General features: G+C 34.4%; 32 protein-coding genes and 5 pseudogenes. 10 read left to right on the forward strand and 27 right to left on the reverse strand.

Annotated elements, in window-relative coordinates:
- Positions 1-166 precede the first annotated feature (166 nt).
- A complete protein-coding gene (locus C564_RS0116225; RefSeq protein ID WP_018766033.1) occupies positions 167-1,024 on the forward strand; it encodes a glycine betaine ABC transporter substrate-binding protein in 858 nt (285 codons plus the stop codon).
- A gap of 53 nt (positions 1,025-1,077) precedes the next feature.
- On the opposite strand, the gene clpP is transcribed toward C564_RS0116225, so the two are convergent.
- Positions 1,078-1,659, reverse strand: a complete 582-nt coding sequence (gene clpP / locus C564_RS0116230; RefSeq protein WP_018766034.1) for an ATP-dependent Clp endopeptidase proteolytic subunit ClpP — start codon at positions 1,657-1,659, stop codon at positions 1,078-1,080.
- A 21-nt stretch (positions 1,660-1,680) separates the two neighbouring features.
- Positions 1,681-2,379, reverse strand: coding sequence for an RNA polymerase subunit sigma-70 (locus tag C564_RS0116235; protein WP_018766035.1), 699 nt, complete (start codon positions 2,377-2,379; stop codon positions 1,681-1,683).
- A 145-nt stretch (positions 2,380-2,524) separates the two neighbouring features.
- Here C564_RS0116235 and C564_RS0116240 point away from each other — a divergent pair, with 145 nt between their 5' ends.
- Positions 2,525-2,845 carry a 2Fe-2S iron-sulfur cluster-binding protein gene (locus C564_RS0116240; RefSeq protein WP_003204611.1) on the forward strand — a complete coding sequence of 107 codons (321 nt, stop codon included), beginning with the start codon at positions 2,525-2,527 and terminating at the stop codon, positions 2,843-2,845.
- A 12-nt stretch (positions 2,846-2,857) separates the two neighbouring features.
- Positions 2,858-3,523 (forward strand): ribose 5-phosphate isomerase A, encoded by a 666-nt coding sequence (gene rpiA, locus C564_RS0116245; protein WP_003204613.1) that lies wholly within the window; start codon positions 2,858-2,860, stop codon positions 3,521-3,523.
- A 106-nt stretch (positions 3,524-3,629) separates the two neighbouring features.
- Here rpiA and C564_RS0116250 read toward each other — a convergent pair whose 3' ends face one another.
- Together C564_RS0116250 and C564_RS34840 are read right to left on the reverse strand one after the other, a co-directional pair.
- Positions 3,630-3,893, reverse strand: a complete 264-nt coding sequence (locus C564_RS0116250) for a Gp49 family protein (protein WP_006095034.1) — start codon at positions 3,891-3,893, stop codon at positions 3,630-3,632.
- Positions 3,893-4,003 (reverse strand): annotated as a pseudogene (locus C564_RS34840) (Thoeris anti-defense Tad2 family protein); the annotation flags it as partial. The pseudogene C564_RS34840 and the gene C564_RS0116250, both read right to left, overlap by 1 nt.
- A 376-nt stretch (positions 4,004-4,379) precedes the next feature.
- On the opposite strand from C564_RS34840, the gene C564_RS0116260 reads away from it, so the two are divergent.
- Complete coding sequence (locus C564_RS0116260; RefSeq protein WP_003207285.1) at positions 4,380-4,832, forward strand: GNAT family N-acetyltransferase; 453 nt, start codon at positions 4,380-4,382, stop codon at positions 4,830-4,832.
- 98 nt (positions 4,833-4,930) lie between these two features.
- On the opposite strand, the gene C564_RS0116265 is transcribed toward C564_RS0116260, so the two are convergent.
- The 13 genes and pseudogenes from C564_RS0116265 to C564_RS37465 form a co-directional block, all read right to left on the reverse strand.
- Positions 4,931-5,860 carry a phosphotransferase enzyme family protein gene (locus tag C564_RS0116265; RefSeq protein ID WP_003207284.1) on the reverse strand — a complete coding sequence of 310 codons (930 nt, stop codon included), beginning with the start codon at positions 5,858-5,860 and terminating at the stop codon, positions 4,931-4,933.
- A gap of 34 nt (positions 5,861-5,894) precedes the next feature.
- Positions 5,895-6,281, reverse strand: coding sequence for a ribosomal maturation YjgA family protein (locus C564_RS0116270; RefSeq protein WP_018766036.1), 387 nt, complete (start codon positions 6,279-6,281; stop codon positions 5,895-5,897).
- A gap of 17 nt (positions 6,282-6,298) precedes the next feature.
- A complete protein-coding gene (locus tag C564_RS0116275; protein ID WP_081621485.1) occupies positions 6,299-6,679 on the reverse strand; it encodes a GNAT family N-acetyltransferase in 381 nt (126 codons plus the stop codon).
- 91 nt (positions 6,680-6,770) lie between these two features.
- The gene (locus C564_RS0116280; protein ID WP_018766038.1) at positions 6,771-7,385 is read right to left on the reverse strand and encodes a DUF4241 domain-containing protein; all 615 of its coding nucleotides are present in this window, start codon (positions 7,383-7,385) and stop codon (positions 6,771-6,773) included.
- Positions 7,386-7,441: 56 nt separating this feature from the next.
- Positions 7,442-7,996 (reverse strand): YdcF family protein, encoded by a 555-nt coding sequence (locus tag C564_RS0116285; RefSeq protein ID WP_018766039.1) that lies wholly within the window; start codon positions 7,994-7,996, stop codon positions 7,442-7,444.
- Between the two features lie 3 nt (positions 7,997-7,999).
- Entirely contained in the window at positions 8,000-8,359 is a 360-nt protein-coding gene (locus C564_RS0116290; RefSeq protein WP_018766040.1) for an MmcQ/YjbR family DNA-binding protein, read from the reverse strand.
- A 98-nt stretch (positions 8,360-8,457) separates the two neighbouring features.
- Positions 8,458-8,805 carry a GNAT family N-acetyltransferase gene (locus C564_RS0116295; protein ID WP_231382324.1) on the reverse strand — a complete coding sequence of 116 codons (348 nt, stop codon included), beginning with the start codon at positions 8,803-8,805 and terminating at the stop codon, positions 8,458-8,460.
- A gap of 126 nt (positions 8,806-8,931) precedes the next feature.
- Positions 8,932-9,660: a serine hydrolase gene (locus C564_RS32135; RefSeq protein ID WP_018766042.1), complete on the reverse strand. Its 729-nt coding sequence runs from the start codon at positions 9,658-9,660 to the stop codon at positions 8,932-8,934.
- A gap of 93 nt (positions 9,661-9,753) precedes the next feature.
- Positions 9,754-10,092: a DUF952 domain-containing protein gene (locus C564_RS0116305; protein ID WP_018766043.1), complete on the reverse strand. Its 339-nt coding sequence runs from the start codon at positions 10,090-10,092 to the stop codon at positions 9,754-9,756.
- A gap of 545 nt (positions 10,093-10,637) precedes the next feature.
- A complete protein-coding gene (locus C564_RS0116310) occupies positions 10,638-11,351 on the reverse strand; it encodes a class I SAM-dependent methyltransferase (RefSeq protein WP_018766044.1) in 714 nt (237 codons plus the stop codon).
- A gap of 389 nt (positions 11,352-11,740) precedes the next feature.
- Positions 11,741-12,007 (reverse strand): annotated as a pseudogene (locus tag C564_RS34845) (hemolysin); the annotation flags it as partial.
- A 675-nt stretch (positions 12,008-12,682) separates the two neighbouring features.
- Entirely contained in the window at positions 12,683-13,543 is an 861-nt protein-coding gene (locus tag C564_RS0116320) for a hypothetical protein (RefSeq protein WP_018766046.1), read from the reverse strand.
- Positions 13,544-13,774: 231 nt separating this feature from the next.
- Positions 13,775-13,957 carry a hypothetical protein gene (locus C564_RS37465; protein WP_018766047.1) on the reverse strand — a complete coding sequence of 61 codons (183 nt, stop codon included), beginning with the start codon at positions 13,955-13,957 and terminating at the stop codon, positions 13,775-13,777.
- Positions 13,958-14,207: 250 nt separating this feature from the next.
- Between C564_RS37465 and C564_RS0116330 the strand changes: the two genes are divergently transcribed.
- Positions 14,208-14,783, forward strand: a complete 576-nt coding sequence (locus C564_RS0116330) for an oxygenase MpaB family protein (RefSeq protein WP_018766048.1) — start codon at positions 14,208-14,210, stop codon at positions 14,781-14,783.
- Positions 14,784-14,935: 152 nt separating this feature from the next.
- On the opposite strand, the gene C564_RS0116340 is transcribed toward C564_RS0116330, so the two are convergent.
- From C564_RS0116340 to C564_RS32145, 3 genes and pseudogenes are all read right to left on the reverse strand, one after another.
- Positions 14,936-15,160 carry a hypothetical protein gene (locus C564_RS0116340; RefSeq protein WP_018766050.1) on the reverse strand — a complete coding sequence of 75 codons (225 nt, stop codon included), beginning with the start codon at positions 15,158-15,160 and terminating at the stop codon, positions 14,936-14,938.
- 168 nt (positions 15,161-15,328) lie between these two features.
- Positions 15,329-15,636, reverse strand: a pseudogene (locus C564_RS33540) (YolD-like family protein).
- 20 nt (positions 15,637-15,656) lie between these two features.
- Positions 15,657-16,232 (reverse strand): annotated as a pseudogene (locus C564_RS32145) (DinB/UmuC family translesion DNA polymerase); the annotation flags it as partial.
- A gap of 26 nt (positions 16,233-16,258) precedes the next feature.
- Here C564_RS32145 and C564_RS36190 point away from each other — a divergent pair.
- The 3 genes from C564_RS36190 to C564_RS0116365 all read left to right on the forward strand — a co-directional run bounded on the left by C564_RS36190 (position 16,259) and on the right by C564_RS0116365 (position 17,680).
- Entirely contained in the window at positions 16,259-16,510 is a 252-nt protein-coding gene (locus C564_RS36190) for a hypothetical protein (RefSeq protein WP_116734375.1), read from the forward strand.
- 223 nt (positions 16,511-16,733) lie between these two features.
- Positions 16,734-17,141: a hypothetical protein gene (locus tag C564_RS0116360; RefSeq protein WP_018766054.1), complete on the forward strand. Its 408-nt coding sequence runs from the start codon at positions 16,734-16,736 to the stop codon at positions 17,139-17,141.
- Positions 17,138-17,680: a hypothetical protein gene (locus C564_RS0116365; protein WP_018766055.1), complete on the forward strand. Its 543-nt coding sequence runs from the start codon at positions 17,138-17,140 to the stop codon at positions 17,678-17,680. Before C564_RS0116360 ends, C564_RS0116365 begins: the two co-directional genes overlap by 4 nt.
- Before the next feature lie 287 nt (positions 17,681-17,967).
- On the opposite strand, the gene C564_RS0116370 is transcribed toward C564_RS0116365, so the two are convergent.
- From C564_RS0116370 to C564_RS37490, 5 genes and pseudogenes are all read right to left on the reverse strand, one after another.
- Entirely contained in the window at positions 17,968-18,957 is a 990-nt protein-coding gene (locus tag C564_RS0116370) for a trypsin-like serine peptidase (protein WP_018766056.1), read from the reverse strand.
- Between the two features lie 602 nt (positions 18,958-19,559).
- A complete protein-coding gene (locus tag C564_RS0116375; RefSeq protein WP_003204648.1) occupies positions 19,560-20,006 on the reverse strand; it encodes a GNAT family N-acetyltransferase in 447 nt (148 codons plus the stop codon).
- 139 nt (positions 20,007-20,145) lie between these two features.
- Positions 20,146-20,586, reverse strand: a complete 441-nt coding sequence (locus C564_RS37480) for a C45 family autoproteolytic acyltransferase/hydolase (protein ID WP_257140255.1) — start codon at positions 20,584-20,586, stop codon at positions 20,146-20,148.
- Between the two features lie 3 nt (positions 20,587-20,589).
- The gene (locus C564_RS37485; RefSeq protein ID WP_018766058.1) at positions 20,590-20,802 is read right to left on the reverse strand and encodes a hypothetical protein; all 213 of its coding nucleotides are present in this window, start codon (positions 20,800-20,802) and stop codon (positions 20,590-20,592) included.
- A 168-nt stretch (positions 20,803-20,970) separates the two neighbouring features.
- A pseudogene (locus C564_RS37490) lies at positions 20,971-21,159 on the reverse strand (Holliday junction resolvase RecU); the annotation flags it as partial.
- Between the two features lie 1,050 nt (positions 21,160-22,209).
- Here C564_RS37490 and C564_RS0116390 point away from each other — a divergent pair.
- Both C564_RS0116390 and C564_RS0116395 read left to right on the forward strand, forming a co-directional pair.
- Positions 22,210-22,623 carry a hypothetical protein gene (locus tag C564_RS0116390; RefSeq protein ID WP_018766060.1) on the forward strand — a complete coding sequence of 138 codons (414 nt, stop codon included), beginning with the start codon at positions 22,210-22,212 and terminating at the stop codon, positions 22,621-22,623.
- Between the two features lie 467 nt (positions 22,624-23,090).
- A complete protein-coding gene (locus C564_RS0116395; protein WP_018766061.1) occupies positions 23,091-23,438 on the forward strand; it encodes a YkgJ family cysteine cluster protein in 348 nt (115 codons plus the stop codon).
- A gap of 297 nt (positions 23,439-23,735) precedes the next feature.
- On the opposite strand, the gene C564_RS0116400 is transcribed toward C564_RS0116395, so the two are convergent.
- Together C564_RS0116400 and C564_RS0116405 are read right to left on the reverse strand one after the other, a co-directional pair.
- Positions 23,736-24,263, reverse strand: a complete 528-nt coding sequence (locus C564_RS0116400; protein WP_018766062.1) for a hypothetical protein — start codon at positions 24,261-24,263, stop codon at positions 23,736-23,738.
- A gap of 181 nt (positions 24,264-24,444) precedes the next feature.
- The gene (locus C564_RS0116405) at positions 24,445-24,657 is read right to left on the reverse strand and encodes a hypothetical protein (RefSeq protein ID WP_018766063.1); all 213 of its coding nucleotides are present in this window, start codon (positions 24,655-24,657) and stop codon (positions 24,445-24,447) included.
- Between the last annotated feature and the right edge of the window lie 78 nt (positions 24,658-24,735).

The raw sequence follows: 24,735 nt of genomic DNA on the forward strand, positions 1-24,735 counted from the left end.
TATTCACATAGTGTAACGATTTTAAACAGAAATATTACATAAAGAGGCTTTTTTTAAAATTCTTGTTTCCGTTCATAATAAGAAGGTTCACTTATAGATTTATTCCTACAAACAACGTGATACAAAACGGAATGAAAAATCTCTATTTACGAAACGGGAGGACTCGATGAAACAGAAAATATGGCTTATAAGCATTTTGTTATTTATCAGTATGATTATTACCTCTTGTAATGCCACAAATGCAAATACAAAAGGAAAAATTAAACTTGGTGTAACAAGTTGGAAGGAAAATATTGCGGCTGCAAATATGTGGAAAGTTTTATTAGAAGAAAAAGGATATAAAGTTGAACTCATGTATTTAGAAAAAGCAGCTATTTGGACTGGCGTCGCTCGCGGCGATGTTGATGCAAACTTAGAAGTATGGCTTCCCGTAACCGATAAGCCCTTAAATGACCGATATAAAAATGACATTGTCTTAAAATCGAAATGGTATGAGGGAACTGGACTTGGATTAGTCGTTCCTTCTTATATGAAAGACATTAACAGTATCGAGGATTTAAATACCCATAAGGATGAATTGGATAATAAGATTGTCGGAATTGAGCCTGGTAGTAGCCTTATGAATTTAACAGATAAAGCAATGAAAGAATATGATATAAAGCTAAAACTTGTCCAATCTTCAGAAGCAGCGATGATGAGTGAGCTAAAAAAAGCATATACACAAAAGAAACCCATCGCTGTAACGCTTTGGAATCCACACTGGAGCTTTTCAGAATTTGATTTAAAATATTTAAAAGACCCTAAGAAAGTATATGGTGAAAAAGACGACATTTATTACTCTGTACGAAAAGGTTTTGAAAAAGATTATCCAGAGATTGTGAAATATTTCGACAGATGGAAAATGAGTGATGAACAACTTGGTACATTGATGGTTATGTTAAATAAAACAAAGGATCCCGAAGAGGCGGCTCGAAAATGGATTGAAAAGAATCAGGCGTTAGTAAATGAGTGGATAAAAGATTAATTTATTACGCAAAAATAGGCCAGGGAGCCTAATGTTCTCTGGCCTATTTTAAGTTATTTTTTTTCAATAACAGCATCGACAATACCATATATTTTAGCTTCTTCCGCAGTCATAAAGTAGTCTCTTTCTGTATCAAGAGCTACCTTTTCAACTGGTTGACCTGTTCGATCTGATATAATTTTATTAATATCATGTTTTAACTTTAATATTCGTTTTGCAGTTATTTCGATCTCTGTCGCTTGCCCTTTCACTCCGCCAAGCGGCTGATGAATCATAATTTCACTATTTGGAAGCGCAAACCTTTTCCCTTTCGCTCCAGCGAGTAATAATAGCGCTCCAAATGAAGCTGCGAAGCCCATACAAAGCGTTTGAACATCAGGTTTAATCAAATTCATTGTATCTAATATCGCAAATCCCGCTGTAGTTGAGCCTCCTGGACTATTGATATAAAGAAAAATATCCTTCTCCGCATCTTCTGCTTCTAAAAATAATAACTGTGCCACTACACTGCTTGCTACTTGATCATTAATTTCTGATCCAATCATGACAATACGGTCTTTTAACAACCTTGAATATATATCATAGGAGCGTTCTCCTAGCTTTGTTTGCTCTACAACATACGGAATTGTATTCATCATAATCCCTCCATCTACTTTTTAAGCTGCGCATAGCATATAACCGTAAGAAGAAGGTGTCTTTGTATTGAATAATAACACAGGCTGCTTAGATGATAGATGTGTAAAGTCGATTGTTGGAAGAAGTCTTGTTAACAATTCTGGTTTTTGTTCACGAATAGCTGTTACAACTACTTCAACGTCATCATCCTGCCCGGCTAATTCAATCTCCTCTTCTTCACTTACCGTTTTCAATCTATTTCTACTACGAAACAACGAAGCCTTCACTGCGCCTTCTGAGATTGAACATATTTCCGCAATATCTGATAAGCTGTATTGAAAAACATCTTTTAACAAGAAGATAACGGATTGCTGTACATTTAATAAAGACAAGACTTTCTCCGCCATCTCATGCAAATCAGCAATTTTTTCATGTGGTTCTTCAAATGTAATCTCCTGCTCTAATTTCTTCTTAGCTGATTTTGCTTTCATTTGATCGAGCCATTGATTTCGAGCGATTTTATATAGAAGCGTAATACAAACATCTTTATGTTCTACACCTATATATTTTTGAAGTACTTTACAAACCGTTTCTTGGGCCAGGTCTTCCCCATCCCATTTGCTTTTTGTTAAAAAGGTACAGTACCTTTTTAACTCCGCATAATTTTCAATGATAAAGTTTATATTTGAATGATTCATATCGATATGATTTTTTAACATTTGAGTTACTTTTGTGCACAAAATAACCACTCCTTTTCAGCGCTTACTTAATTAACGATTGAACAAATCAAAAAGTTACGGGGCACATAAAAAAATTTAATGTTTATGTTTGTAAATGTGGGGTCATAAATATGTTATGTAGAATTTTACATGAGGAGGCAACAATATGCCAAAATTAACCGTTGTAGGCAGCGGAACATTTGATGTCAAAGAAGGAACGAAATTAGTACTAGCACTTGTAGATAATGGTATCCATATTCTTCACCGCTGCGGTGGAAAAGCACGTTGTACCACTTGCCGTGTCGAAATCATAGCTGGAGATTTTTGTGAACCTACACATGTTGAGAAGAATGCTATTACTGAAAAAGGCATTGAAGATCATTTGCGATTATCATGTCAAATGCATGTACATACTGATCTCACCGTTCGTCCCATATTAACAGTTGAAAATTCCGGATTAGATGCTGGGCCACGGCCTGTAGAATGAAAAGGCAACAGAATGACGGATTTAAAACGCTTAGCTGGTGAATATGCTGCTGATTTTGTAAAAGACGGGATGAAAATCGGCCTTGGTACTGGTTCTACTGTATATTGGACAATACAAAAATTAGGACAGCTAATCAGCGAAGGTTTAACGATTCAAGCTGTACCAACATCAATAGAAACTCAGAAATTAGCAGTGCAGCTTTCTATCCCTTTAATTCCTTTAAGTGACGTTGATTACCTTGATCTCACGATTGATGGTGCAGACGAGATTAACCCCAATCTACATTTAATTAAGGGGGGCGGCGGCGCTCTTCTACGTGAAAAAATAGTCGCCACTTCTTCCCAAAAACTCATTATAATCGCTGATGAATCAAAACTGGTAAAAGATTTAGGTACCTTTCCTCTTCCTATTGAAATCGTACCGTTCGCTTGGGAGCAAACTGCAAAACGAATTCAATCCTTTGGTTGCCAGACGATTTTACGTACCCAAAATAATCAACCATTTATAACAGACAATGGCAATATGATCTTAGATTGTGTTTTTCCAAACCAAATAACGAACCCAATCGAAACTCATCAGCAGGTAAAAATAGTAACTGGTGTAATTGAAACTGGTTTATTTATTAATATGGTAAATAAAGCGATTATTGCAACTGAAAAAGGAATAAAAGTATTATGACAAAACTAAAGGGCATGAGCCCGGTACAATACGAAGCCCATGCCCTTTAGTTTTGACTAATGAAGTAACCTGTCTAACTTTTTGAGATCACTTCACTAATAGCGACTTACTTAACTAATTTAGCTAATTCACATTGCAATCTATATTCTTCTAATTCCCAAATCTTATTTACAATTCGTTCTTTACAGCATTCCATACCAATATCCATATCATAATCAGCAGGGTCAACACATGCGCTGGATTCAGTTAAAATAAATCCATTTGGCAATTTCGCAACTACGACTGTACATTTGCCATGAAATTCTTCTACTGTCCATTGAGTTTTCTCTAAAATATTATCAATATCCTGTTGAGTTACCGTATTATCCATTATTCAACAACCTCCCAATCTTCTGCTAGCATATCAGTTGGTGAAGCTAACCAAGGAACAAAATGTTCTTGTACTGTTTTCATTGCAATATATGCAACATATGAGACATTATGTCCTCTATGCTTGTTTTATAAAGGCCACGACACTAATACACCGTTGACCGTCTATATGAATTCCATTGGTCTTTTGTCCTAATGCGGTTTCTTACCGCCCTCTGCTCATTCTCCGAATTCATATATGATAAAATTAATTCAATCGCTAATATGTCCAAACATGTAATTTTCATAGCAATAAAATTAAAACTAGGCTTACAACGTCATTCAAAATTAGATGAAGCAGGTGCATACAATTCGAAAAAGAGTTTCAAGTGGTGTATTATTATCGATATTGAGTCAGGTCCAAAGACAGGAAAAAACCCAAAAAATGGGCTTCTCGATATAAAACAGTATCTTTATATTCCCATCATATAAGAAAGGACTGAATAAGTTGAAATCAAAACAAATAAAAGAAATAGCTGACTTAGAAACTGCCTTTCAAATTCGAAAAGAAGTGTTTGTCAAAGAACAAGGTGTTCCTCTGGAAGATGAATTTGATACATTCGATAAATTAAATGATGTATGTCATCATATTTTAGTTTATTTTAATGAAATACCTGTAGGGACTGGACGCATAAGATTCGTCGATAACATTGGTAAACTAGAAAGAATCTGCATATTACAACCTTATCGAAAACATGGTTTAGGCAAAGTAATTATTCAAACATTAGAAGAGATTGCTAGAGAAAAAGAAATATCCAAAGTTAAATTACATGGGCAAACACATGCAGAAGGGTTTTATAACAAACTAGGCTATCATACTTCTTCAGACGTATTTATGGAAGACGGTATTCCGCATATTCTTATGACAAAGGATTTATCGATTAAAGAAGTTAGTAAATAATAAAGTAAAATCCCCTTTCTGCACTATATAAAGGGGATTTTAAAACGATTCATTTATAATATACTCTATCAATTCTTTCATCTATACATTGTCGTCTCTTAAACTATCTCTACTCCCTTTATTGTTTCTTCAATCGCCTCTTTATTTGTTAAAATCCAAAAGAACATTTCTTCATTTAACTTTAATAATTCTGCTGATTGAACAAAATAAGTAATGAAGATGACTTGAATACCTAGCATTACATACCAAATCGCCTGAATTTCTGCTTCTGATAAAGAATTCTGTTTATGGTATCCCTCAAAAATATTTCGAACAATATATAACCAGTCACTTCTTAATTGTTCATCACAAAATACTTCGCTTAAAATACTAGTGAAACAGTAGCACAAATCAAACACTCTCACATTTATTTCTACAAGTTCAAAATCTATAAATCCTTGAAACTCATCTTCCTTAAAGATTAAGTTAGATAAATGCATATCTCGATGAATGAGTTGCCTTGGTAACAGCGTAATGGAGTCTTTAAAGTCTTTTTGCAGCTGGTTCATAGTTTGAATGAGCTCAGGATGAACTTGCTCACTGCTTTTCAAAATAGGTGTGGCCCAATCATAAATTACATTGTACAAATTACGTTCCACAAATTCGTCTACATGATTTGTGGAACAAAGTGCCTGATGTAACTTAGCAACTTCACTTCCAATAGTATTACTTAACACTTTAAGATTTTCAACGCGTTTGACTTCTACAACATTTCCCTCTACATACTCATACATACAATAATATTTATCATCTTGTAAAATATAGCTTTCGTTGCCTCTCGTCTTCAAAAGCCTTTGTATTCTAATTCCTTTTTGTGCAAGTTGATTTAATACATTTGTTTCAGCCAACAACTGCTTTATCGAACCTTTTTCTTTTAATATATAATTTTGCTTATTCCTTATAATCTTTGTTACTTTCGGTTGGATTGCTTCTGCTGTTACTTGCTCGTCTTGAAACCAAAAATTTGTAATATCTAATATGTGTTCCATTGTACATATACCCCTTTATGAAATCCGAAGCCTTTTATACTTTTCGAAACATTAATTCACAAAGCATACCCATTCCAACTCCAATTGTATAAGCTAATAAATCACTCCACAAAAAACCATACCCTAATACAAGTCCCCCTAAAGTCGTTGCACGAATATTATCTATCCAATCCGCATGATATAATTGACTGATTTCAATACCATAACAAAATAGTAAACTTAAAAACGCGATCTTTTTAGTCTTCATTTTATGAAAAAGGAATCCAAATCCAATAAAAATCATGAGAGCCCACAGTGCATCCCCTAAATATGCATTTAATAGATTAGGTAAAGCATAAGCAAATTTCCTTGATGCCAATCCTAAAATAACTACTATTATTGTCAAGATTGCATACAGCAACCTATTTCGTTTATAACTCATTATGAAGTCCTTTCTTATTACACAAAACGTTTTACAAACCCTGTACTTTTTTCAACATATCCCATACATTTATAAAATTGGTGCGCATGGTGTCTTTCCTCACGATTCCCACTATTTGAGCAAATCGAATCTGTCCCTTGTTCCATCGCCCATTTCTCTGCTGCTTCTATTAAACTTTTTCCTATTCCTTGATTTCGAAACTCTTCATCTACTACTAATGCAATAATGCGAGCGTATATTCCATCTTCAGTGTAAAGTATGCCTGTACATAAGCCAATCATTCCAATAACACGCTCATTTTCTTCTGCTACCAACGTATAGTAATCTGGGTGAGAAAAAATATTTTGAAGTCTTACTTTCATTTTTTCTATAGTTGTTGGATAACCAAGATGTTTCATTAACATAGCTAAATCATGTACATCATCTAAACGTGCCTTTCTGATTTCCACACCCTCCTCTACTATTCAAAACCCCTATACCATTATTCATTTATTCCTCATACAATACGTTAAAATCAGTAACAAGCGAAACAATTTTCCCATTCTCATCAAATCCCCAATAGGAAGGATAAAAACCATCACCATAACCTGATCGGAACATAATAATATTACTTCCTGTTTCCTCACATACTACACAATTTCCCCACTCATCATCATGTTCTGTTAGTACGTCGTCTATCAAATCATCATACAAACTAATGAATTCTTCTCCTAACTCTTGTTGTAATCTATTTTCTATTTCTTCTAACTTATCAATTGCTTCCACATCTGCAAAACACCCTAGTCCCGTATCAACTGGATACCCAAAAATATATCCTTCCTTTAGTTCACTTACATTCTGTCCTGGCTTTATTGCCATCTTCCATTCTGTCACTTTTGCTTCTGATACTTTCAATTCAGCACCAGCAATTACACCATCTTCCTCGTTCAACCAAGCAACAATTGGATATGTGCCGGGCTGAATTGTTTGTTCGAAGTGATTTTTATTAAAAATAAGAGGATCACAAGCAACCATTTTACCTGAAGTAACTTTTAAATGATCTAATACTTCAGGACGTAAGACTTCACTATTCAGTTTAGATAATTCATGTAATAACTTTGACATCACGTTTCTCTTCCTTTCATTTTCTTGTTTATAGTAAAACGGATAAAATTCACGTGCTATTTCACCCAATTCGGAATATGAGGACCAAAGTATTTACCGATTTTCTCAACTTCAGTCATGATACGACTGATTCCAATCTCAGTCGTAAACCAATTTTCCTTAGTTATTCCATACCTGTCGATTACAGATGAGACGAAGAACTCAGTTTCTTTTGGAAACTCAGCTTGATAACATAATAATGCCCTGCGTGAGTGTCCTGCTTTACAAACAATGATAGCTTTTTTAGGGTCTATACCTGTATTTTGTAAAACTTCCAACGATAAACGTGCATTTTCCAAAGTATGTTGTGCTTGATCTTCTTTTAAAATCGCTTCTTCAGGCACTCCATTTGCAATGCCAATATTTCTTAAAAAATCCCATTCAGTAGTTCCGACGTGTGGTTTATATCCGCCAGATGGAAGTATATATGGTGCTAAGCCCTGTTTATACAAAGAAGCAGCTTTTTCCATGAGTGGAGGATGATTAGCACCAGGGATTAAAATTACATCTGCTGGAGAAATTTCAGTTTCAACAAAAATAAAATTAGTAATGCAATCGAATGGATAAGACATCGTTTATCCCTCTCCTAAAATCTCTTTCTGCAGCTTTTTCGAAAAAGATTGCAGAACTAAATCATACGACCAATCTATCATTTTATTAATTACTTCTTGTTCTAATCCTTTATTTATGTAAACTGTATTCCAATGCTTTTTATTCATATGATAGCCAGGAATAATTGCATCAGGATATTCTTCTCTAACGCGCAATGCTACATTGGGATCACATTTCAATGTAATAGCCGCTTTATCCCCTTTTTCATGATTGAAAATCGCAAATATTTTATTATGAATTCTCATACATGTTGCATTCCATCCGTCTGGAGAATCTTCTGTTACTTTTCTTTTTGAAAGACAGTATGTACGTGTTGATTCCATTTCTTTTTCTCCTCTTATCTGCTCTTAATTGCTTAACTGGTTACAATGCATGATTATATATCCCGAAAATTAATTTACATAACATTATTATATTATACTTATAAACGTTTCTCTAAAAAATGCTGACTATACCCTTTAGGATGATCTTCCACTACGCCAAACTCTCTGTAACCATGTTTCTTGTAAAATTCAGGTGCTTGAAAACTAAATGAATCAAGTAATATAAGTCTACAGTTTTTCTCTTTGGCAATTTCTTCGATTTCATTTAATAGTTGACTACCATATCCTTCATGACGTACTGACTCATCCACCCATAAAAAATCAATATGAAGGTGATAGAAATATATTGTGCCTGTTATGCCCCCAAATACTTTGCCAACATCGTCTTTTAAGAAAAAACTTACATGTTCTAATGGGCTTTTTACTTCATCTGATAGTACAGACATATTGTATTGGATTACTTTATTTTTAATATATTCGCTATCTTTTGAGTTATTTTGTTGTATAATTTTCAAGTCTATTCTCCTTTCTTATCACTATATATAGCATTCTGTATACTCTTTATACAAACATTACAATGTTTCTTTTATTTTCATATCAGCTTCTTGATTTTCATAACGATTTGGTAACTCCATTCCGCCAATCACATAAAGCAATGGTTTTTCATAAAACGTTCCTAGTATACCGATATTTATAACAGCTGTAGGTAACCCACCTGTCATATGGGCTAAGTGGTACCCTGGTATTCCTTCATATTGTCCTTGTTGTCTCACCATTCCATTTATAATTGGTTCCCATAGCACCGGATTTAATTCATATCCTTGGAATATACGAATTAAAAGTTTAAGAACTTGTTTTAATTTCCCAACATTTTTCATATCCCTTGGGTCTTTCGTAATATAAATCTTTGAAAAAGAACATTGAATTCTACTATTTACTTCTTCCCATCCACCGCAAAAGTTGACAACAGATTGTGCAATACAATTGTCATGACATGCAATCATTACTTCTACAGCATTTTTGAGTGTTAATACGGTTCTTCTTTGTAGATGTGGGTATATTTCTTTACTATCTTCTTTCGGATTAAATACGATATTTTCGATTTCATCACTCCAGCGAACTTGATTCTCTTCAACCATTTTAGCTACAGCAAATCCAATTGCAACCTTTGCGGCAGACGCTAGTGGAACCAATATATCATCATTATATAAAGCGACAATATTTTGGCTTTCTGCCGAATAAGCAACTATACCTACTTGACCTGATTTTATCTCCTTTATTTTCTTGATTACTTCCTCCATTTGTACGCCTCTTCTCGATTTCGTTTTTATCCCTTTCAGTATTTCGATAATACGAATCAAAAATCCTTTTATGAGGTTAACAAATGCATTCTACTATTTCTGTTCCAACTCTACTGGTAAAACATAGCCGCCATTTTCTTTCTGAAGTTCTACTACTTTCACAACAGCATTAGCATTTACGGTTCCGTATATATGTGGATAGTTTTGACCATTAGAAGCCAATTCATATTTTATCTCCACCTCAACTAACGACGGATTAATTACAAGTAATACTAACTCCATTTCAGTACTAAAATGCTTTTCTGCCACTTGAAGAGATTGTTCTAAAAAAGAACAATGAATAAACCCTTCTTGCATCAGTGAAGCTTCCATTATGTTTCCTTTTGCTTTTGCTACTTCCCATTCACTTTTTTCCATTACCTTTGTAATCATAGTCAATCTCCTTCTTCCCTACTTTATAGAAACATTAAGAGGATTTTCCCGCTCGTTACGGGGTAACGCCAATGCCCATCAACCTCAGATTTTAAAATGCCCACAAAACGAAATTATTTTGCTTTTGGATTCCGAATCTCTTAATTAGATAGCACCAGGTATCCCACGAAAAAAGCCGTTCTCCTAAACTATGGAAATCGGCTTTTGTAATCTAATTCATTCACATTGTATATCCACCTTCCAAAAGAGTGTAAAAACTAAGGTTCTGAGACTTGTTAATAAAACAATCCCGTACCCTTGTTGATGATAACGGTAACTACCGCGACGTATAGTTTTCATTTCCGAAAAAGGACATACTTCTCCCTTGATGGCTGGTACGCGTTTTTTTCAGTCCGAAAACTAGTTACTTCGAACCATACGGAATGTCATCTTCTTCACCTCATCTGAAAGATTATATTAATTATACCCCATAACACTCTTTTGTGGACATTTTAAAATGCGAATTTTTAAATAACGGATATAAATTCTTTAGAAAACATTTTTTACTATTCAGTAGAATTTTTCGTGAATAAGGCTGTCCAAAGTCCAGAGACACCAAATACTTTATTCGATTGTTTTATCTCTTTCATCCTACGTATTTCTACTTCAGAAAAGCCTTTAAAGATGACTCTAAGTTTTTTATCTGTAAAACCTAATCCACCTTTAAGACTTTGCAGTTTGTATACTTCCCAATCTGTTATGTCTGCTCCACCTAATTCTCCACCTTGAACAAAACAAGTGATTGCAAAATAACCACCTGGTTTTAAAGCCATTTTCACCAAATTTATATAACTCATTCTTCTGTGTGGAGCAATATGATGAAAGCATCCTGAATCATACACAATATCGTATGTACCCTCTTCAATTTGTAAGTCAAAGATATTGTTATAAATAAAATTTATATTTACATTTTTTTCTTTTGCCCGTTCGGTTGCCCATTGAATTGATTCCTGCGATAGATCTACTGCATCAACTAAGCATCCTTTTTCAGCAAAGTAAATTGCATTCCTGCCTGGACCGCATCCGAGTTCAAGAACTTTTCCTGGATTAAGTAATTTTTTCTCGAAATAATTAACTAAGTTCTCATCTGGTTTATTAGTAAAAAAGGGAACTCCTTTTTCACGATTAGAATAAAAATCATCCCAAAATTGAGTTGGTTCACGCAATAACGAATCTAACATATCCAATAAATCTTCATAACTACTAATTGTTTCTTTCATAATAACCCCTTCTTTCCAATTAAATCTTACATTCTAATTATACTAACAATTAGAATGTTTCGTGTTTCATCGGGGTTAACAATACTTTAAATTCAAATAAGTTTGAACTCTCTACATATGCCTATTTATGCTAATTTAACACGCATAAATGCACCTAATTTTCCTTTTATATTATTTTAAAAGTATTTACCTTACTCTTTCTGAAAATCCAATCAAACAATTAGAAATACCCTTAGAATTGGAATTTGATTTCGATTTTTCAGAATTATCATTACAATTATTGCAATAATATTACAAATGGAGTAGCTATACATTCTCATTAAATAAAGATGTTTCTTTGGTAATTTACATAAATTCCATTACTAGTAGTAAGAAAATAAGCACATGCCTTATTTTTGCGGAGTGACGGGTTGCACTTTTAATTCTTTTATCCCTTCTTTTAATGTGACCACATCTGTTCTTAATGTTTTCCAACTGTCTTTAGCCGCATCCAAGTTAGGTTTTAAGAATTTAAATTTATTTTGATCAGCTTTTTGAGCTGCATTATCAATATATCCCATTACTCCCGAATATTTAGAATCTAAAGCGTGCCATTGCGTGGACATATAAGTAAGATCATTAATAGCTTTATCAATCGCACTATGCATCTTGTGAACGGGTAATATTTGATTTTTATTTCTTAATATACCTATACCAAATAAAAATACCTTTTCTATTACTTCTTCAGTAGTTAGATAACCTGACCTATTTTTTATTTTATCGATTACTTTTTGAGTTTCTACAATGTCCCAATCTTGTTCTGTAGCTCGCTTTATTTTCTCTATTACAACATCAGTTAGCACTTCCCCCTCCAAGTATGCTTCTACTTGCCAAAGAGTCCAATACTTCCATGTAATATGATCATTCGTTTTTATGTAATCTTCTCTCTTCTTTTCTCTACTTTCTGGTGTTCCATCAATAAGATTTTTTTTGTTAAAAATCGGGTTTAACCTTTGGATTCCATCGATTTCCATAAAAAACCTCATATGTGCATCATCATTTCGTAATCGATATAACTCAATCTTATAAGTAAAAGTAAAACCGTCATCACTATATAAAGCAGAATCGTCTTGATTTCCTGCAAGATGTCCACCAACTCTTTCAGCAAGTTACTTTCCGTTAAATTATCAAATAGTTTACATGACATAAAAAACCTCTATTTTCGTATCATAGAGCTACTTATTTCCCTTAAATAAAATAAGAGACGTTCACCAAAAGCAAACATCTCTTGTGATAACCTTTCGCTCGTATTATAGCATACTGTCGTTTTATAATAAGTTTCGATAAATGCGTTATTTCTGACTCTCCATTTCCTTCATTTCATCTTGCCACTTATCACCAATACCACTGCTAGGCGTATTCCAACGAGCTTCTTCGCGCAGAATCTTGGCTTTCTCTTGTTCGGTTAATGCGGGCTGTCCATCGATTAATACCGTGCCATTATCATCATACTTCGGCTCTTTAGGTGCTGGTGCTTCCTTCTTTACATTCGCGGTATTAGGTTTCACATCGTTTTGTTTCGCGTCATTAGACTTCGTTTCGTTCGATGCAGACGAATTTACCTTTGGTTTATCAACAGCGGGTTTATCATCTTTCTTCACTGCGTTCGTCGCAAACTCTCCCGTTGGTTCTAGCGTCGTTCGTGTGACATTTCCTTTCTTATCGGTATCCGCGTGACTTGCTGAGTATAATTTCCCGTCGACATAAAATACATCAACCGTCGTACCACTAGTCGAATGATATACATAACGAATCCCGTCCCTGTCATACTGACGTGATTTATACGCAGATTCGGCGTTTCTATTAAGTTTCTTCGCTACTTCTTCGGTCGTCATGCCCACATGCAATGCTTTAAACGCGCCAATATTTAACAACCCCCTATCAGCGTACTTCTCGCCGAGGTCGCTGTGGTCAGGTTTGACTTCCTTCGTAGGGGTCGCTGTGTGTTCGTTATCCTTTGACGCATTATCATCGGACTTTTTCGCGTCCTTTAATTCATCTTGCTTTGCATCATCGACCTTCTTATCGGCTTGTGCGTCCTTCTTCGCAACCTGTTCGCTCTTTGGCGTGTCTTTCTTCGTAGAGGCATCGTCCTGACCACACCCCACTAATAAACTTGACACCGATAATCCTACTACTAGATACTTTTTCATGTTCGTTTCCCCCTGTTTGTGTTGTACTTACACAATAACAACCTTTCATTTTCCTTATTTTTCCTTATTTTCTATGTAATATTATAACAAAAACCTAAAATACACAACAAACTAATCGGTTATATAAAGATTAAAACGTGTGATATATCCGCTCGCATAAATCGTATAACGCAGTCTTGCGTTAATCAATCATATTTGTTATACCGTTTATATATATTGTTATAATTAGCGCTAATAACGCCTTTCACGCCAATTTTGTCTCTTGTCACGTATCTTATCACGTAATTTCCTTATACCGTTTATTACACCCTCTATCACGCACTCTATTATAAGGTCTATTACGAGATATCTTACGAATCTAATAACAGGATTAATCACGTTCTTCCCCGCGAAGTCAATAATAACGTCAATCATGTGTTCCCTTCCTCCTATTTCGCCATTCGCCTATCTTCTCCGTAATAACTGCTGCGACTACTGCTAACGCAAATATTACGGAAACTGCACTAATGTATAAATTGTCGATAAACTCCGTGACTACCAACGTAATAAACGCTATTAATAAGAGGCTTGCTGAATTTTTCTTCCCCTTTTTTATTTTTGGTGTTTATTACGTTAAATAACTCCCTTTATTTTACTATATTTCCAAATTTGTCAGGGGGATCTGTTGGGTACTCTATTAACCTTCTCTAGTGTTATCATTGATGGCCTTCGTCGTTTAGGTATGAAGATAACAGAAAAACAGGCCGAAGATTATCTGTATTTTTGGAAGATTGTAGGATCCATGTTAGGAGTTCGGGAGGACATTATCCCAGAGGCCATGGAACAATCAATAATGTTAACAGAAACTATTGGAAGAAGGCATCATCGTCCGTCCCCCGAAGGAATTCAGATGACTCAGGCTCTTCTTGAATATCATGCAGATCTAATTCCGGGTCAGATGTTTGATAACATTATTCTTGCTCTAATTCGAGAAATCGTAGGGGACAAAATTGCCGATTGGATGGAAGTGCCTCGCTCCAATTGGCAAAAGTTAATGAAATTCAAAGAACTAATGGGTTTTCTTGATTCTGATAATTCAAGTGTTTTTGGAAGTATGGCTAATCAGCTTTGGCTGGCATTGCTCAGGCGTCAGTCACTTTCTATGACCGATTATGAATATACCCCGTTTCTCATACCAATAGAACTACGAAAGGTATGGGGAATAGATGGAGCTGCAAAAAAAGGGGGGAAGAATGAATAAACCATGTGTATCCTTATACTTGGCGGATGATATGTGGCAGGCTGTATCCATTGGTAGTCGTACCGCTGTTGGAGATAATGGCCGATTACTTGAATAATTTGACTCCTGAATTTATATAGGGATTATGTGTAATATTCCATAATCCCCTTCCCCTATGTATAAAAATAGAACAACATCCACTTCGCATCTCCTACAATATTTCTATAACGTTTCTTATCCTCCTCGTAAAACAATATCGCCATCATCTCTTCGGTACTAGCTATCATCTGTTGTCTGCCGGATTGATCTACGTAAAACACCGAAATGGTGTCGCTTGTCCTGTAGATTTCAAATTCGCATACATGCTTCCCTCGCTTTACCTCTACGTTATACCACATTAACTCCTGACCACCTGACATTTATATTTCGTATAAGTTCGACTATACCTGTCCCATTAGCAAGGCCCCTTTTACGTTAGTTTGTTACCTCATGTAAAATTTCAACAGTTAGATATTAACGTAGTGTAAAGGACATGTGAAGTTTCGTTTAATATAGTTACATACCGCCTACTCAGCGTTAATAATGTCGATAAATTTAAACGTATTCTTATAATGAAAAGCGTCCGTACATATAACGCTCTTTTTTAAAGGATCGATATCGACAACAGTCATATAACCCGAAAGTATGTAATTAGTATCTCCTCTTCGGGTAGTAACGAAGTTAGTAGACGGCTTTCAATTCGTTCCTTTTTGTCTTACGTCACGATAGGGCGTGGCACTTTCGCATTCTCCTTAATGATAGATCTGATACCGGCGAATTGTTCCGGCATAGATGCGAATGGCTGCCATTTCACCATTCCTCTCCCCTTCGGCATCTTTGCGTTGTTTGCGTTATTCATGACTTATGTCCCCCTAATAATGTATTTCTATATCTTGCGGTTGCATTTTTCGTATAGGAAACGCCCCATAATATGCTATTCTTACTGAATCGTGTTCTGATTTCGTCCATAACCCGAGTTAATCTCATTTCTTTTTCTCGTTGTATTACATTATCAAACAACGAAATCTGCTCTTCTCCTTCGGCTACTAAATTCGTTAATGAAATACTAACTGTTCGAATTGGCTCGCCCGTGTATAGAGTGTGTAAATAATATGTACAAACATGATAGATATCCACCGTTAAATTGGTCGGTCGATTAAACGTGTGTGTCTTTCGAAATCCCCCATCGTAACCCTTACTACTACCAATTGAAAGATGGATGGTTCTAGCAAGTTTCTTTTGCATCCTTAATCGATAGCAGACTTCTTCTGTATGCCCTAGCAAAATTATCGGAATTTCATCTATCGAATAATCACGTAATAGTATTTGACTCTTAGCGATAGAAGTTTCTGTCGGAATATGTTTTTCGGATATACGGCTGAAATCTATACCGTTACTATGTAAGTTTAATTCTTCTCCGATTACACCGAAGTATACATAAAGGAGTGTGATTTTTCATGAGCTTGAATAACGGAAGAGACTGTAGTCATTCCGCTATTTCTTGTCCTGTACCTGGTTCGGTTTCCGTTCCTTTTCCAGGCTCAGCGCCATCTACCGCTACAACTCCCCTCTTATTTTCCACTCCACTACCACCAAATCCAGATCCTGTTGACCTTCCAGCGAATACAGGGAATTATTTTCATGTGGTAAACGCTCAAGTTAGAAATCGTGGATTTACAGGTGTGATTTTTCCGCCTGTTCCTATTTAATACGTACTAAATACGTAAACCGACTCCGATTACAGAGCCGGTTTCTTTTTCGTCCTACTAACGTACATCCACATACGCATCCTAGCCCTAATGTAGCACGTTTTTCATTAGATATTGCCATTTTCGATTTTTATAACAAATGGATATTTATGTTAATATAAAGGGCGGAGTATGACAAAATGTACTTAAAGTATAGGTTAGTCTAATAAAAAGAGGTGTATAAATGGAGAGATTTTATTCATTATGTCTACAAGGAGATATAAAATCGGCCATGAAGTATCTAAGCTCTATTAGTCCCAAAACTAACGAAATTATTAAAATAGAAAAAGATTTTATTAATAGATTTTTCACGACTGACTATAAAGAGAAAATTCCTACGGAGGACGAATGGGTTAATAGAGTCATTTTAATTTATCATAATTATTTTCGAAGCGTATTAATAAGTCCAAAATCAAATGGTAATGCCGAGCTCATTCTTAAGGAAGAGTTGACTAATTTGTTGCAAGTTAGTAATACTCTAAATATTGAGGCAATCGAAGAAATATTAATGGATGCTTTTATGGAAAAAGGGTTTTATTTCTTGGGCGGGGTTCCCCCCCTTATAGAGGGCCTTATATTTGGAAAAGTATGAAAACCCTACATTTTGATGTTGAATTACCATCCACATTTCAAACTGTTACAGTGCATATGATGTCCGACTTTTTACTGGAAAGTTGGATAAGTTTTGCTACTTGTGAGAAAAAAACAGCCGGGGGATGGGCAAAAGATGCTGAACTATACTGCAATTCAAAACGTTATAAGAATATACAGGGAGAAGAGTTTCAAATATCCTTTTTAAAACATGAAACGCAACATTTATTTGACTATGTTCATTTTCCTAATTTAAAACCTAACGATTTAGAATATCGCGCAAAATTAATAGAACTTATTTATAGTAAAGATCATACTATCTTGGGCAAATTTCTATTCCAGGCAAAAAATGACCCAACATTCCCTCATTCTTATGCTTCCTATCTTATTATTAGAAACTTGTCAAACATATTATTTAATGAAGATTTTCAGAACAATCTAAACATGTGGCTTGAGAAAGACTATAAAGTTATTTCTTCAGTATCTTTAGGTTTATTTAAAAGAAGCACAAACGAGTTAAATAGAAAATATAATACTTAAAATCTTCTTCGGCCGTAGGCTTTATTTAAAGAAAATATTTAGAAAAATGGATTCCTCATCGTACAGAAAATCAGTGTATCTCTGTAGAATTTTGTTTTTAGTACGTAATCCGCGTTTTGTTTGCACTCCTCGGTATATAGTAAAAGAAACCGATTCCGATTACCGAGCCGGTTTCTTTTTCGTATATCAATGCACGTTTACATACTCATTACTTGCCGTAATGTAATACGTGTTCTCTTTCGAATTGTGTACTTTATACTGAGAATAAAGAATCATATCAGATTCACTTATTTCATTTGATCAAACATTGTTTTTACATCCTTAGAATTAGGAGTAGCATACAAAGTTGGTGTTCCTGAAGTTGAACGTCGGGATGTCACTGCAAAAACATAACCAAGGTTTTCATTGATTATCGCTCTTAACCAAGGTCCGCCACTCGCTCCCCCATTCATACCGCAACTCATCTTGGCATCACTACTAAACAATCCCGCACTACTTGTTGATCCGCCACAATAATAAGGTAATTGTCCATTGTATGGATTTTCAGCGGGCCAACCCCAAATACGAACACTCGGTTGATTAGTACCATATCCAGTTGAAAGTCCATTTCCTCCGACAGTATTTATTAAATTGTTTCCACTTCTAGGATAAACAGTAAAAAACGCTTGATCATGGCTAAAATCACTATCGTTTATCCAAGAATTAAATGTACGAGCATCTTTCCAATTCCAAATCCCATACGGTGTGGAACCATTATTATATGCTGGAGCAAATGCAATATTTGAGTGCCATCCTTTCCCCTTACCTCCATGTACACAATGACCCGCTGTTATGACAAGGTTTTTATAATCATTATTAGTAGCAGAAGCAGAACAAACATAGTCCCTTCCGCTATATGAAAAAAATACTTTGCCTGCTGTAGATGGAACAACAACATTTAGTGCTTTAATTCCACCACTAGTATCAGGCGGAACTGGATCAGAAATATTACTAGGTTTTTCTGTTGAGGGAGCTTCCTGTTTTTTTGGAGTAGTTTTTTCATTAGTCTTGATTTCATCTGCTGGGATTGCATTCTGCATTTTTTCTTTTGTCCAATAACCAGAAGGATCTTCTGTATTGTTTGGATCTTGAATAGAGTATGGAATGTTAGGAGAGCTTTTAGATTGAGTAAGAGAATTTTTTTCATCAGAGGTTGCATATACAGAATTAATACTTAAACATGTTGTTAAAGTTATACTAGCTATAATCCCAAAAAATAAAAATTTTAGTTTTTTCATAAATACCCCCAGTTTACATATTTTGTAAGCGCTGTTTAATATTATATCACGCCTTAATTTATTATTCGTAGAAAAAATAAAAAAACCTAAAAATAATCCGAATATTCAGACGTTATTTTATTATAAAATGAGAAAGTCTTCAACATATTATATATGTCTAATATGTTGAAGACTTGGTTATAAGGTGTGTTGAGAATTCAGCTCTTGATAATATTAATTAAGTTATTTTACTTGCTAAACTCTCTTTGGACTCTCATATAGCTTTCAATGATATTTTGATAACTAAGAAGATGTTTAGCAAGTAAAGCTCCAAAGCCTTTCTACCTTGAGCAGCTATTTGCACCTCGTCATCAAAGACCACTATAAATGTATTATCATCATATGAAACGAGCATGGCTACTTTCTTTAAGTTAAACTCAGGCAGCGCCTAGAATTACAATTATCAATTTAGTCAAAATTTATTTACCATCAAGCTAATATTTTAAAGCACCCCCTAAACAAAAAATTCACTTCTCTATAGTTAAGTATTTATGAGAATTTAGCTCGTTTTTTCGTTTTGGGGAACAACCAATTTCTTAAGTTGATGGGCATGTACAGTGCCCCTATAAGGTGAACTTCGCCAATTGTTCACCCCAAGATGATACTTCAGTTTCAACAAATCCAGCTTTCCTATAAGCGATTTTTGCTGAAAGATTTTTAGGATTATATCCAATCATGATTAGAGGAATATTTTTATTATTAATACTTCTTATCTTTTCAATAATGAGAAATATAGCCTGTATACCTATACCTTGTCCCTGGTACTCTTTATCAATCATTAGTCTATAAATCCAATAATTATTATCATCAGAGTCTATTCCAAACATTGCAAATCCTATTAGCTTATTATCAAGATATATACCATTTGCATAGAAATTATCTAAAAATTGAACCTCTGCAATAGAATAAAGATTGGAGGCGATAAATGTGCGTTGTTCTTCTTTTACTGATAATTTTATAGCCTCTTCCCAATTACTTTTGTCAATGGGTTTTAAAGATAGTTTGTTCAATATGGATACTCCTTTCGAATATAGAAGGGAACCACGTAGCTTTTGGGCTATTAAAACGTTTTTCCCTCATATTTACACCCTAAAAATACCAATTCCTTTTGCATAGACAATAACCTTCTTAACATTAGGATTTAACCTTCTAAATAATATATATAACCCCGTCATATGTTCCAACTAAAGCTGCCTCACCATTTGCATCCGCTAAAAGTAAATTCATATTCGTTCCCACAGGCATGTTTTTCACCGCATAGACGGCTTCTTCAATATTTTTACACGTCTCTAGTATGGCTCTAACAACCACCATAAACTGTAACCCCGTAACTACTGGCTCTCTCATACCTGGATATTTACCTATCGGCATACCACACGAAGCAAACACTACACATAAACCTTTCTCGTTTAATCCTTCACTTCGACCAAATGTAGAAACGGAGAAACCGGTATGAGTGTATCTTCCATCTACTTTACAAAGGCGCATATCCGAAATATCAGGAGAGAGGTCGTAGTTTCGTAATACATATGTTTTACCATCAGACATTTTTTGGGGGAAAATTGCGCCTAGACTACACCCTCCAGGTATTAATCAGGCATCGTTATAAAACTTTAATTGATTTGGTTGATAACCAAACCCTTCCGCAAAACCCTCTAATTCCTCATTTAATCCCGGACAATACTCCTCGATTTGGGATCTCATTTCAAGATATGCTTTGTCAGAATAAGATTGTTCTCTTAGAAAAATCCCCTTAACGTTTGCATTCTCAGGATATTCTAATGCTTGTTGTTTTCCAATTCTCAATTACATTTTATTCTAAAACTACATACTCAAATAAGTTCCATTATAACCGAAAAACACATTAATCTGACAATTCAACTTTCCAAATCATTCCTAAAAAAGTATCAATCGGATTGCATTTTTCTTTCGTGTAGGACCCTCTGTTGACTTAGCTTCAAGTGCTATAGCTCATCCTTTATACACACCATCGTAGTCTACTGTACTTTTAGCTTCATAGATTCCATTCGTCCACCTTTACTTTTTAACACCTTCACAAGAGTCTGATGGCTTGTTTATACGCGCCAATCTATCTCTTTGGTGCATTTCATTCGATAGATTGATAAGCATTTCAAAATGCATCCCTCGATTTCCTAAGTCCATTATTCTTTCTTACTGTCTATTAAGAGGATTATTCTGTCAAACAACAATTCCCACAAAACGGTAATTATTATATAATTGAATTATTCAAACATCAGGAGTGAAGAAAATGCTTGATATATACAGTCTTATTTTTTTGATTATTATAGGAATCGGTGCAGTATTATCATTGATAAGTGATTTGCGAAAACCACAAAAAAATATATTTGCGATTACATGTGAGTCTTTAGTTCTTATAGGAATTGTATCTTATTACTTACATAATAAATAATACTATCCCGTGAATAAGTTTCAATATTCCGTCAATACTATAGATACCATAATAATTTCTCTGTCCCCCTGGAGAGCCTTGAGCAGTTAGCTTTTGCTAGCTGCTCTTTTCGGTCACATTTACCATTAATAACCATTGTGATTACACCTTATAATATAGAAGCTAGATTAAATCGGGTTGTTATATCCATTACCCTAGGAAACTAGGGTTTTGTTTTGTACAAAATGAGGTTTTTATTAACTCTGTAATTTTTATCACATCTTCACCGGCAGGCCTATGTTAATATTTTTTGCGAGGTAAATTCTTTTAAACGAATGCCTCTTACTCCCTTTAGGATTCGTTTAACAAAATTTTTTGCACACTTAATCCTCTCGCAAAGTAACTTCATCCTATGAAGCCCTATCTCTCAACAACTTTAGAACTTCATAGGATGGAGTTTTTTTTTATTCGCTTGTCTAGTAGCTCTATAAGAATATCCGGCTCATAATGCTCCCATTTAAAATTCACTGGTTGTTTCATCGTCGTATACGTCCTTTATTTATGAATATTTTCAGTGTGGTATTATTTAACATCAATTTAAGCACATGTTTTACAAATTTCACGATTCGGAAAAGCCCATGTAGCACTTCACACCGACATTATCGTTTTTGAGATAATCTGTTCTGTTAGCTTTATGGACATGTAGTGATACCTCTGTATGCAAAATTGCATACCACTTTCTATTGAAAATAATTATCATTGTAACTATTTTATGAAAGAATATTAAAGGAGGAGTTAGAATTATGAAAAAAGCCATTTTAGCAGGAGCATTAGGAGTAGCAGTACTTTCGGGTATGAATTTACCAGGGTTAGAAGTTCCGAAAGCTAGTGCAGCAACTATGGATTTAGAAATTCAAGAGATTACTAAATATTATTCTCTGAGTTCATATGAAGTGTCTCAAAAAGAATCTTTTAATCTTAAAAAAGGAGAAGACCTTACAGTCTTTGTAAATAATTCAGGATTCCCGATTTCTTACACAGTCTTTGACGCAGACAATCAAGTAATTGGTACATACAATGCTAATTCACCTTATGGACGCGTATTCGAAGCGCAAAAAGACGGTAATATTTCTGTACAATTTCAAGCAGGAGTGAATTCTTCATTTATGAAGAAAATGAATTTTACAGCTAAATTCGCTCTTTCTAAATTTAATTAATGGTAAGAGTTATATAAACAATAAAGTAGAAATGTATACATTTTTTCTACCTTTACGTAGCTTCAAAATCTTTTCTATCCCTTTGCTGGTGTAGAAAAGAAACTTTGAATATTTAACAGAGATTAAAGAAATTAAAAATGATGTTTAAGAAATCTCTTTTAATTCGGATATCGTTGTAATATTGTGATAAATCTGTTAAAATAATAATAGAGATACTTTTCTTTTTTAGAAAAAATGACATCGGGTATTTTATTTGAATAGCAGGTCAAGGTCTTTGAACCACTTGAAGAGCATTCTTCTTCAAGTGCGTCTAAAGACCTTTTTGTGTTGTTCTAAAACGATAAGAAAGGAGAATTCAAGCCAAACTCTCTGAATATAAAATGAAATCCTCTCTTTTTGGTTGCTGAACTAGAAAACCCTTATTTTTGGATTAATTATAACAATTACTTATTTTAGGAGATGATTAAATGGAAGGGTTACCTTGTAATGGCTGCAAAGGAATGTGTTGCGGTCCCATTCCAATTACAGAAGAAGAATTTAAAAAAATAAAGAAGAAGATAAAATCGATGCCTACAAAAAAACGCCTAGATTTAAAAAGTCAGCAACGATATTTTGGAACATGTATTTTCTATGACGAAATAAACGATCGTTGCGGTATTCATCCGGTACGTCCAATAATTTGCCGAGCATTTGGGTATTACAACAATCTTGTTTGTTTTCGCAAACCGGAAGTAGTTTCCGCAAAAAACTATATGAGTAACGAACAGCCCATTGGTATTTTGAGTGTTGATTTTACATGGAAAGATTTTTCTTAATGGTTTTATCTATTTTCTTAAGTTGATAGATGTGGGGTAGCACCACATCGCTATAAAGCTAAGGTTTTTCACCATCTATAAAGCAAAAAATACGTTATCATTTCCTATAATTCTATAGAAAGAATAGCGTATTTTTTTACTTTAATGGAATTTTGTTAACTTGATAGCGACGGGCGGTACCCTAAACTAAGTTAAAGCATATTTAAGCGAAATTAAACATGACAAAAAAGCATTTCACTATCAGTGAAATGCTCAGATTGTAGAAAACCTCGATGAAAATCAGTTTTTCTACTAAGCTTAATTAGATTTTACAATCGCTGATGAAACTTCATCATTCCAAGTTCTAGCTCCATCTCCCATACTAACATCAGTCAAATTAATATACTTTCCATTGTTTACAATTGCAAGTGCTCGCCCTTCTGCATTAACATGTTCATAAATAGTCGTATAATCTCCATAAGGATGTGTAAGTATAGAAGAAACATTATCATTATTAGAACCACCAAAGTTTACAACAACAACTGGGTTTCTACTTGCATTTACAGTAAAACGTGAGCCCTTCAAATCATTATCATAATAAAAAGTAGAATAAATTGATGCTAAAGGTTGCACTTTGTTGCTTTTAGGAACTGGATGGCTTTCTAAGTAATTTTCAAAATCTGTCTTGTTTTCAAATCCAATCGTTGTTTGCTCCCCATCAAATCCATCAGTTATTACTTGGTAAGGCTTTGCTGAAGAATCTGCATACGCCTGCGGGCTTGAAACACCAAATAGCATCGCGCCTGCTAATAAACCTGTAGAAAGTACTCCCATAACTCGTTTCAAATGAATCACTCCTTTATAAAATGGCTTGCAAACTAATCTTACGCCTTTTATCAATTTTTTTAATAAATGTAAAAATTTATCAACGTATTATTGAATAATAAGAAATATATATTTTAATTGTTTTAACACATAATATATTTCACTTTTGTAGCCCCAATTCGTTTTTTTCGTTTTGGGGGTATCATAAAAACTTAGCTTTATGGCAATGTGGAACAGGATGTTTCTTTAGGTAATCTTCTAAATCCGTTTTGTTATCAAAACCAATAGATACTGGTTGTCCATTAAACCCTTTTGTTTTTACTTGATACGGAAACTCTTCTGCAGCAAGTGCACCTCCAGCTCCAGTCAATAGAATACCAGTTGCAAAAACCCCAACTACTAGTTTTTTTAACATAAAAAAACTCCTTTTTTAATCTGAACGTACACTTTAGAAGACATTATTTTTTCTATAAATTGTAAATATTTAAAAATT

This window comes from Bacillus sp. 105MF, from assembly GCF_000374885.1.
Classification (GTDB): Bacteria; Bacillota; Bacilli; order Bacillales; family Bacillaceae_G; genus Bacillus_A; species Bacillus_A pseudomycoides.

What these genes read in the sequence shown, in the direction of transcription:
- C564_RS0116225 (WP_018766033.1), top strand. Translation starts at nt 167, where the DNA reads ATGAAACAGAAAATATGGCTTATAAGCATTTTGTTATTTATCAGTATG.
- clpP (WP_018766034.1), bottom strand. Translation starts at nt 1,659, where the DNA reads ATGAATACAATTCCGTATGTTGTAGAGCAAACAAAGCTAGGAGAACGC.
- C564_RS0116240 (WP_003204611.1), top strand. Translation starts at nt 2,525, where the DNA reads ATGCCAAAATTAACCGTTGTAGGCAGCGGAACATTTGATGTCAAAGAA.
- rpiA (WP_003204613.1), top strand. Translation starts at nt 2,858, where the DNA reads ATGACGGATTTAAAACGCTTAGCTGGTGAATATGCTGCTGATTTTGTA.
- C564_RS0116250 (WP_006095034.1), bottom strand. Translation starts at nt 3,893, where the DNA reads ATGGATAATACGGTAACTCAACAGGATATTGATAATATTTTAGAGAAA.
- C564_RS0116265 (WP_003207284.1), bottom strand. Translation starts at nt 5,860, where the DNA reads ATGGAACACATATTAGATATTACAAATTTTTGGTTTCAAGACGAGCAA.
- C564_RS0116270 (WP_018766036.1), bottom strand. Translation starts at nt 6,281, where the DNA reads ATGAGTTATAAACGAAATAGGTTGCTGTATGCAATCTTGACAATAATA.
- C564_RS0116275 (WP_081621485.1), bottom strand. Translation starts at nt 6,679, where the DNA reads ATGAAACATCTTGGTTATCCAACAACTATAGAAAAAATGAAAGTAAGA.
- C564_RS0116280 (WP_018766038.1), bottom strand. Translation starts at nt 7,385, where the DNA reads ATGTCAAAGTTATTACATGAATTATCTAAACTGAATAGTGAAGTCTTA.
- C564_RS0116285 (WP_018766039.1), bottom strand. Translation starts at nt 7,996, where the DNA reads ATGTCTTATCCATTCGATTGCATTACTAATTTTATTTTTGTTGAAACT.
- C564_RS0116290 (WP_018766040.1), bottom strand. Translation starts at nt 8,359, where the DNA reads ATGGAATCAACACGTACATACTGTCTTTCAAAAAGAAAAGTAACAGAA.
- C564_RS0116295 (WP_231382324.1), bottom strand. Translation starts at nt 8,805, where the DNA reads ATGTCTGTACTATCAGATGAAGTAAAAAGCCCATTAGAACATGTAAGT.
- C564_RS32135 (WP_018766042.1), bottom strand. Translation starts at nt 9,660, where the DNA reads ATGGAGGAAGTAATCAAGAAAATAAAGGAGATAAAATCAGGTCAAGTA.
- C564_RS0116305 (WP_018766043.1), bottom strand. Translation starts at nt 10,092, where the DNA reads ATGATTACAAAGGTAATGGAAAAAAGTGAATGGGAAGTAGCAAAAGCA.
- C564_RS0116310 (WP_018766044.1), bottom strand. Translation starts at nt 11,351, where the DNA reads ATGAAAGAAACAATTAGTAGTTATGAAGATTTATTGGATATGTTAGAT.
- C564_RS0116320 (WP_018766046.1), bottom strand. Translation starts at nt 13,543, where the DNA reads ATGAAAAAGTATCTAGTAGTAGGATTATCGGTGTCAAGTTTATTAGTG.
- C564_RS37465 (WP_018766047.1), bottom strand. Translation starts at nt 13,957, where the DNA reads ATGATTGACGTTATTATTGACTTCGCGGGGAAGAACGTGATTAATCCT.
- C564_RS0116340 (WP_018766050.1), bottom strand. Translation starts at nt 15,160, where the DNA reads ATGTGGTATAACGTAGAGGTAAAGCGAGGGAAGCATGTATGCGAATTT.
- C564_RS36190 (WP_116734375.1), top strand. Translation starts at nt 16,259, where the DNA reads ATGAGCTTGAATAACGGAAGAGACTGTAGTCATTCCGCTATTTCTTGT.
- C564_RS0116360 (WP_018766054.1), top strand. Translation starts at nt 16,734, where the DNA reads ATGGAGAGATTTTATTCATTATGTCTACAAGGAGATATAAAATCGGCC.
- C564_RS0116365 (WP_018766055.1), top strand. Translation starts at nt 17,138, where the DNA reads ATGAAAACCCTACATTTTGATGTTGAATTACCATCCACATTTCAAACT.
- C564_RS0116370 (WP_018766056.1), bottom strand. Translation starts at nt 18,957, where the DNA reads ATGAAAAAACTAAAATTTTTATTTTTTGGGATTATAGCTAGTATAACT.
- C564_RS0116390 (WP_018766060.1), top strand. Translation starts at nt 22,210, where the DNA reads ATGAAAAAAGCCATTTTAGCAGGAGCATTAGGAGTAGCAGTACTTTCG.
- C564_RS0116395 (WP_018766061.1), top strand. Translation starts at nt 23,091, where the DNA reads ATGGAAGGGTTACCTTGTAATGGCTGCAAAGGAATGTGTTGCGGTCCC.
- C564_RS0116405 (WP_018766063.1), bottom strand. Translation starts at nt 24,657, where the DNA reads ATGTTAAAAAAACTAGTAGTTGGGGTTTTTGCAACTGGTATTCTATTG.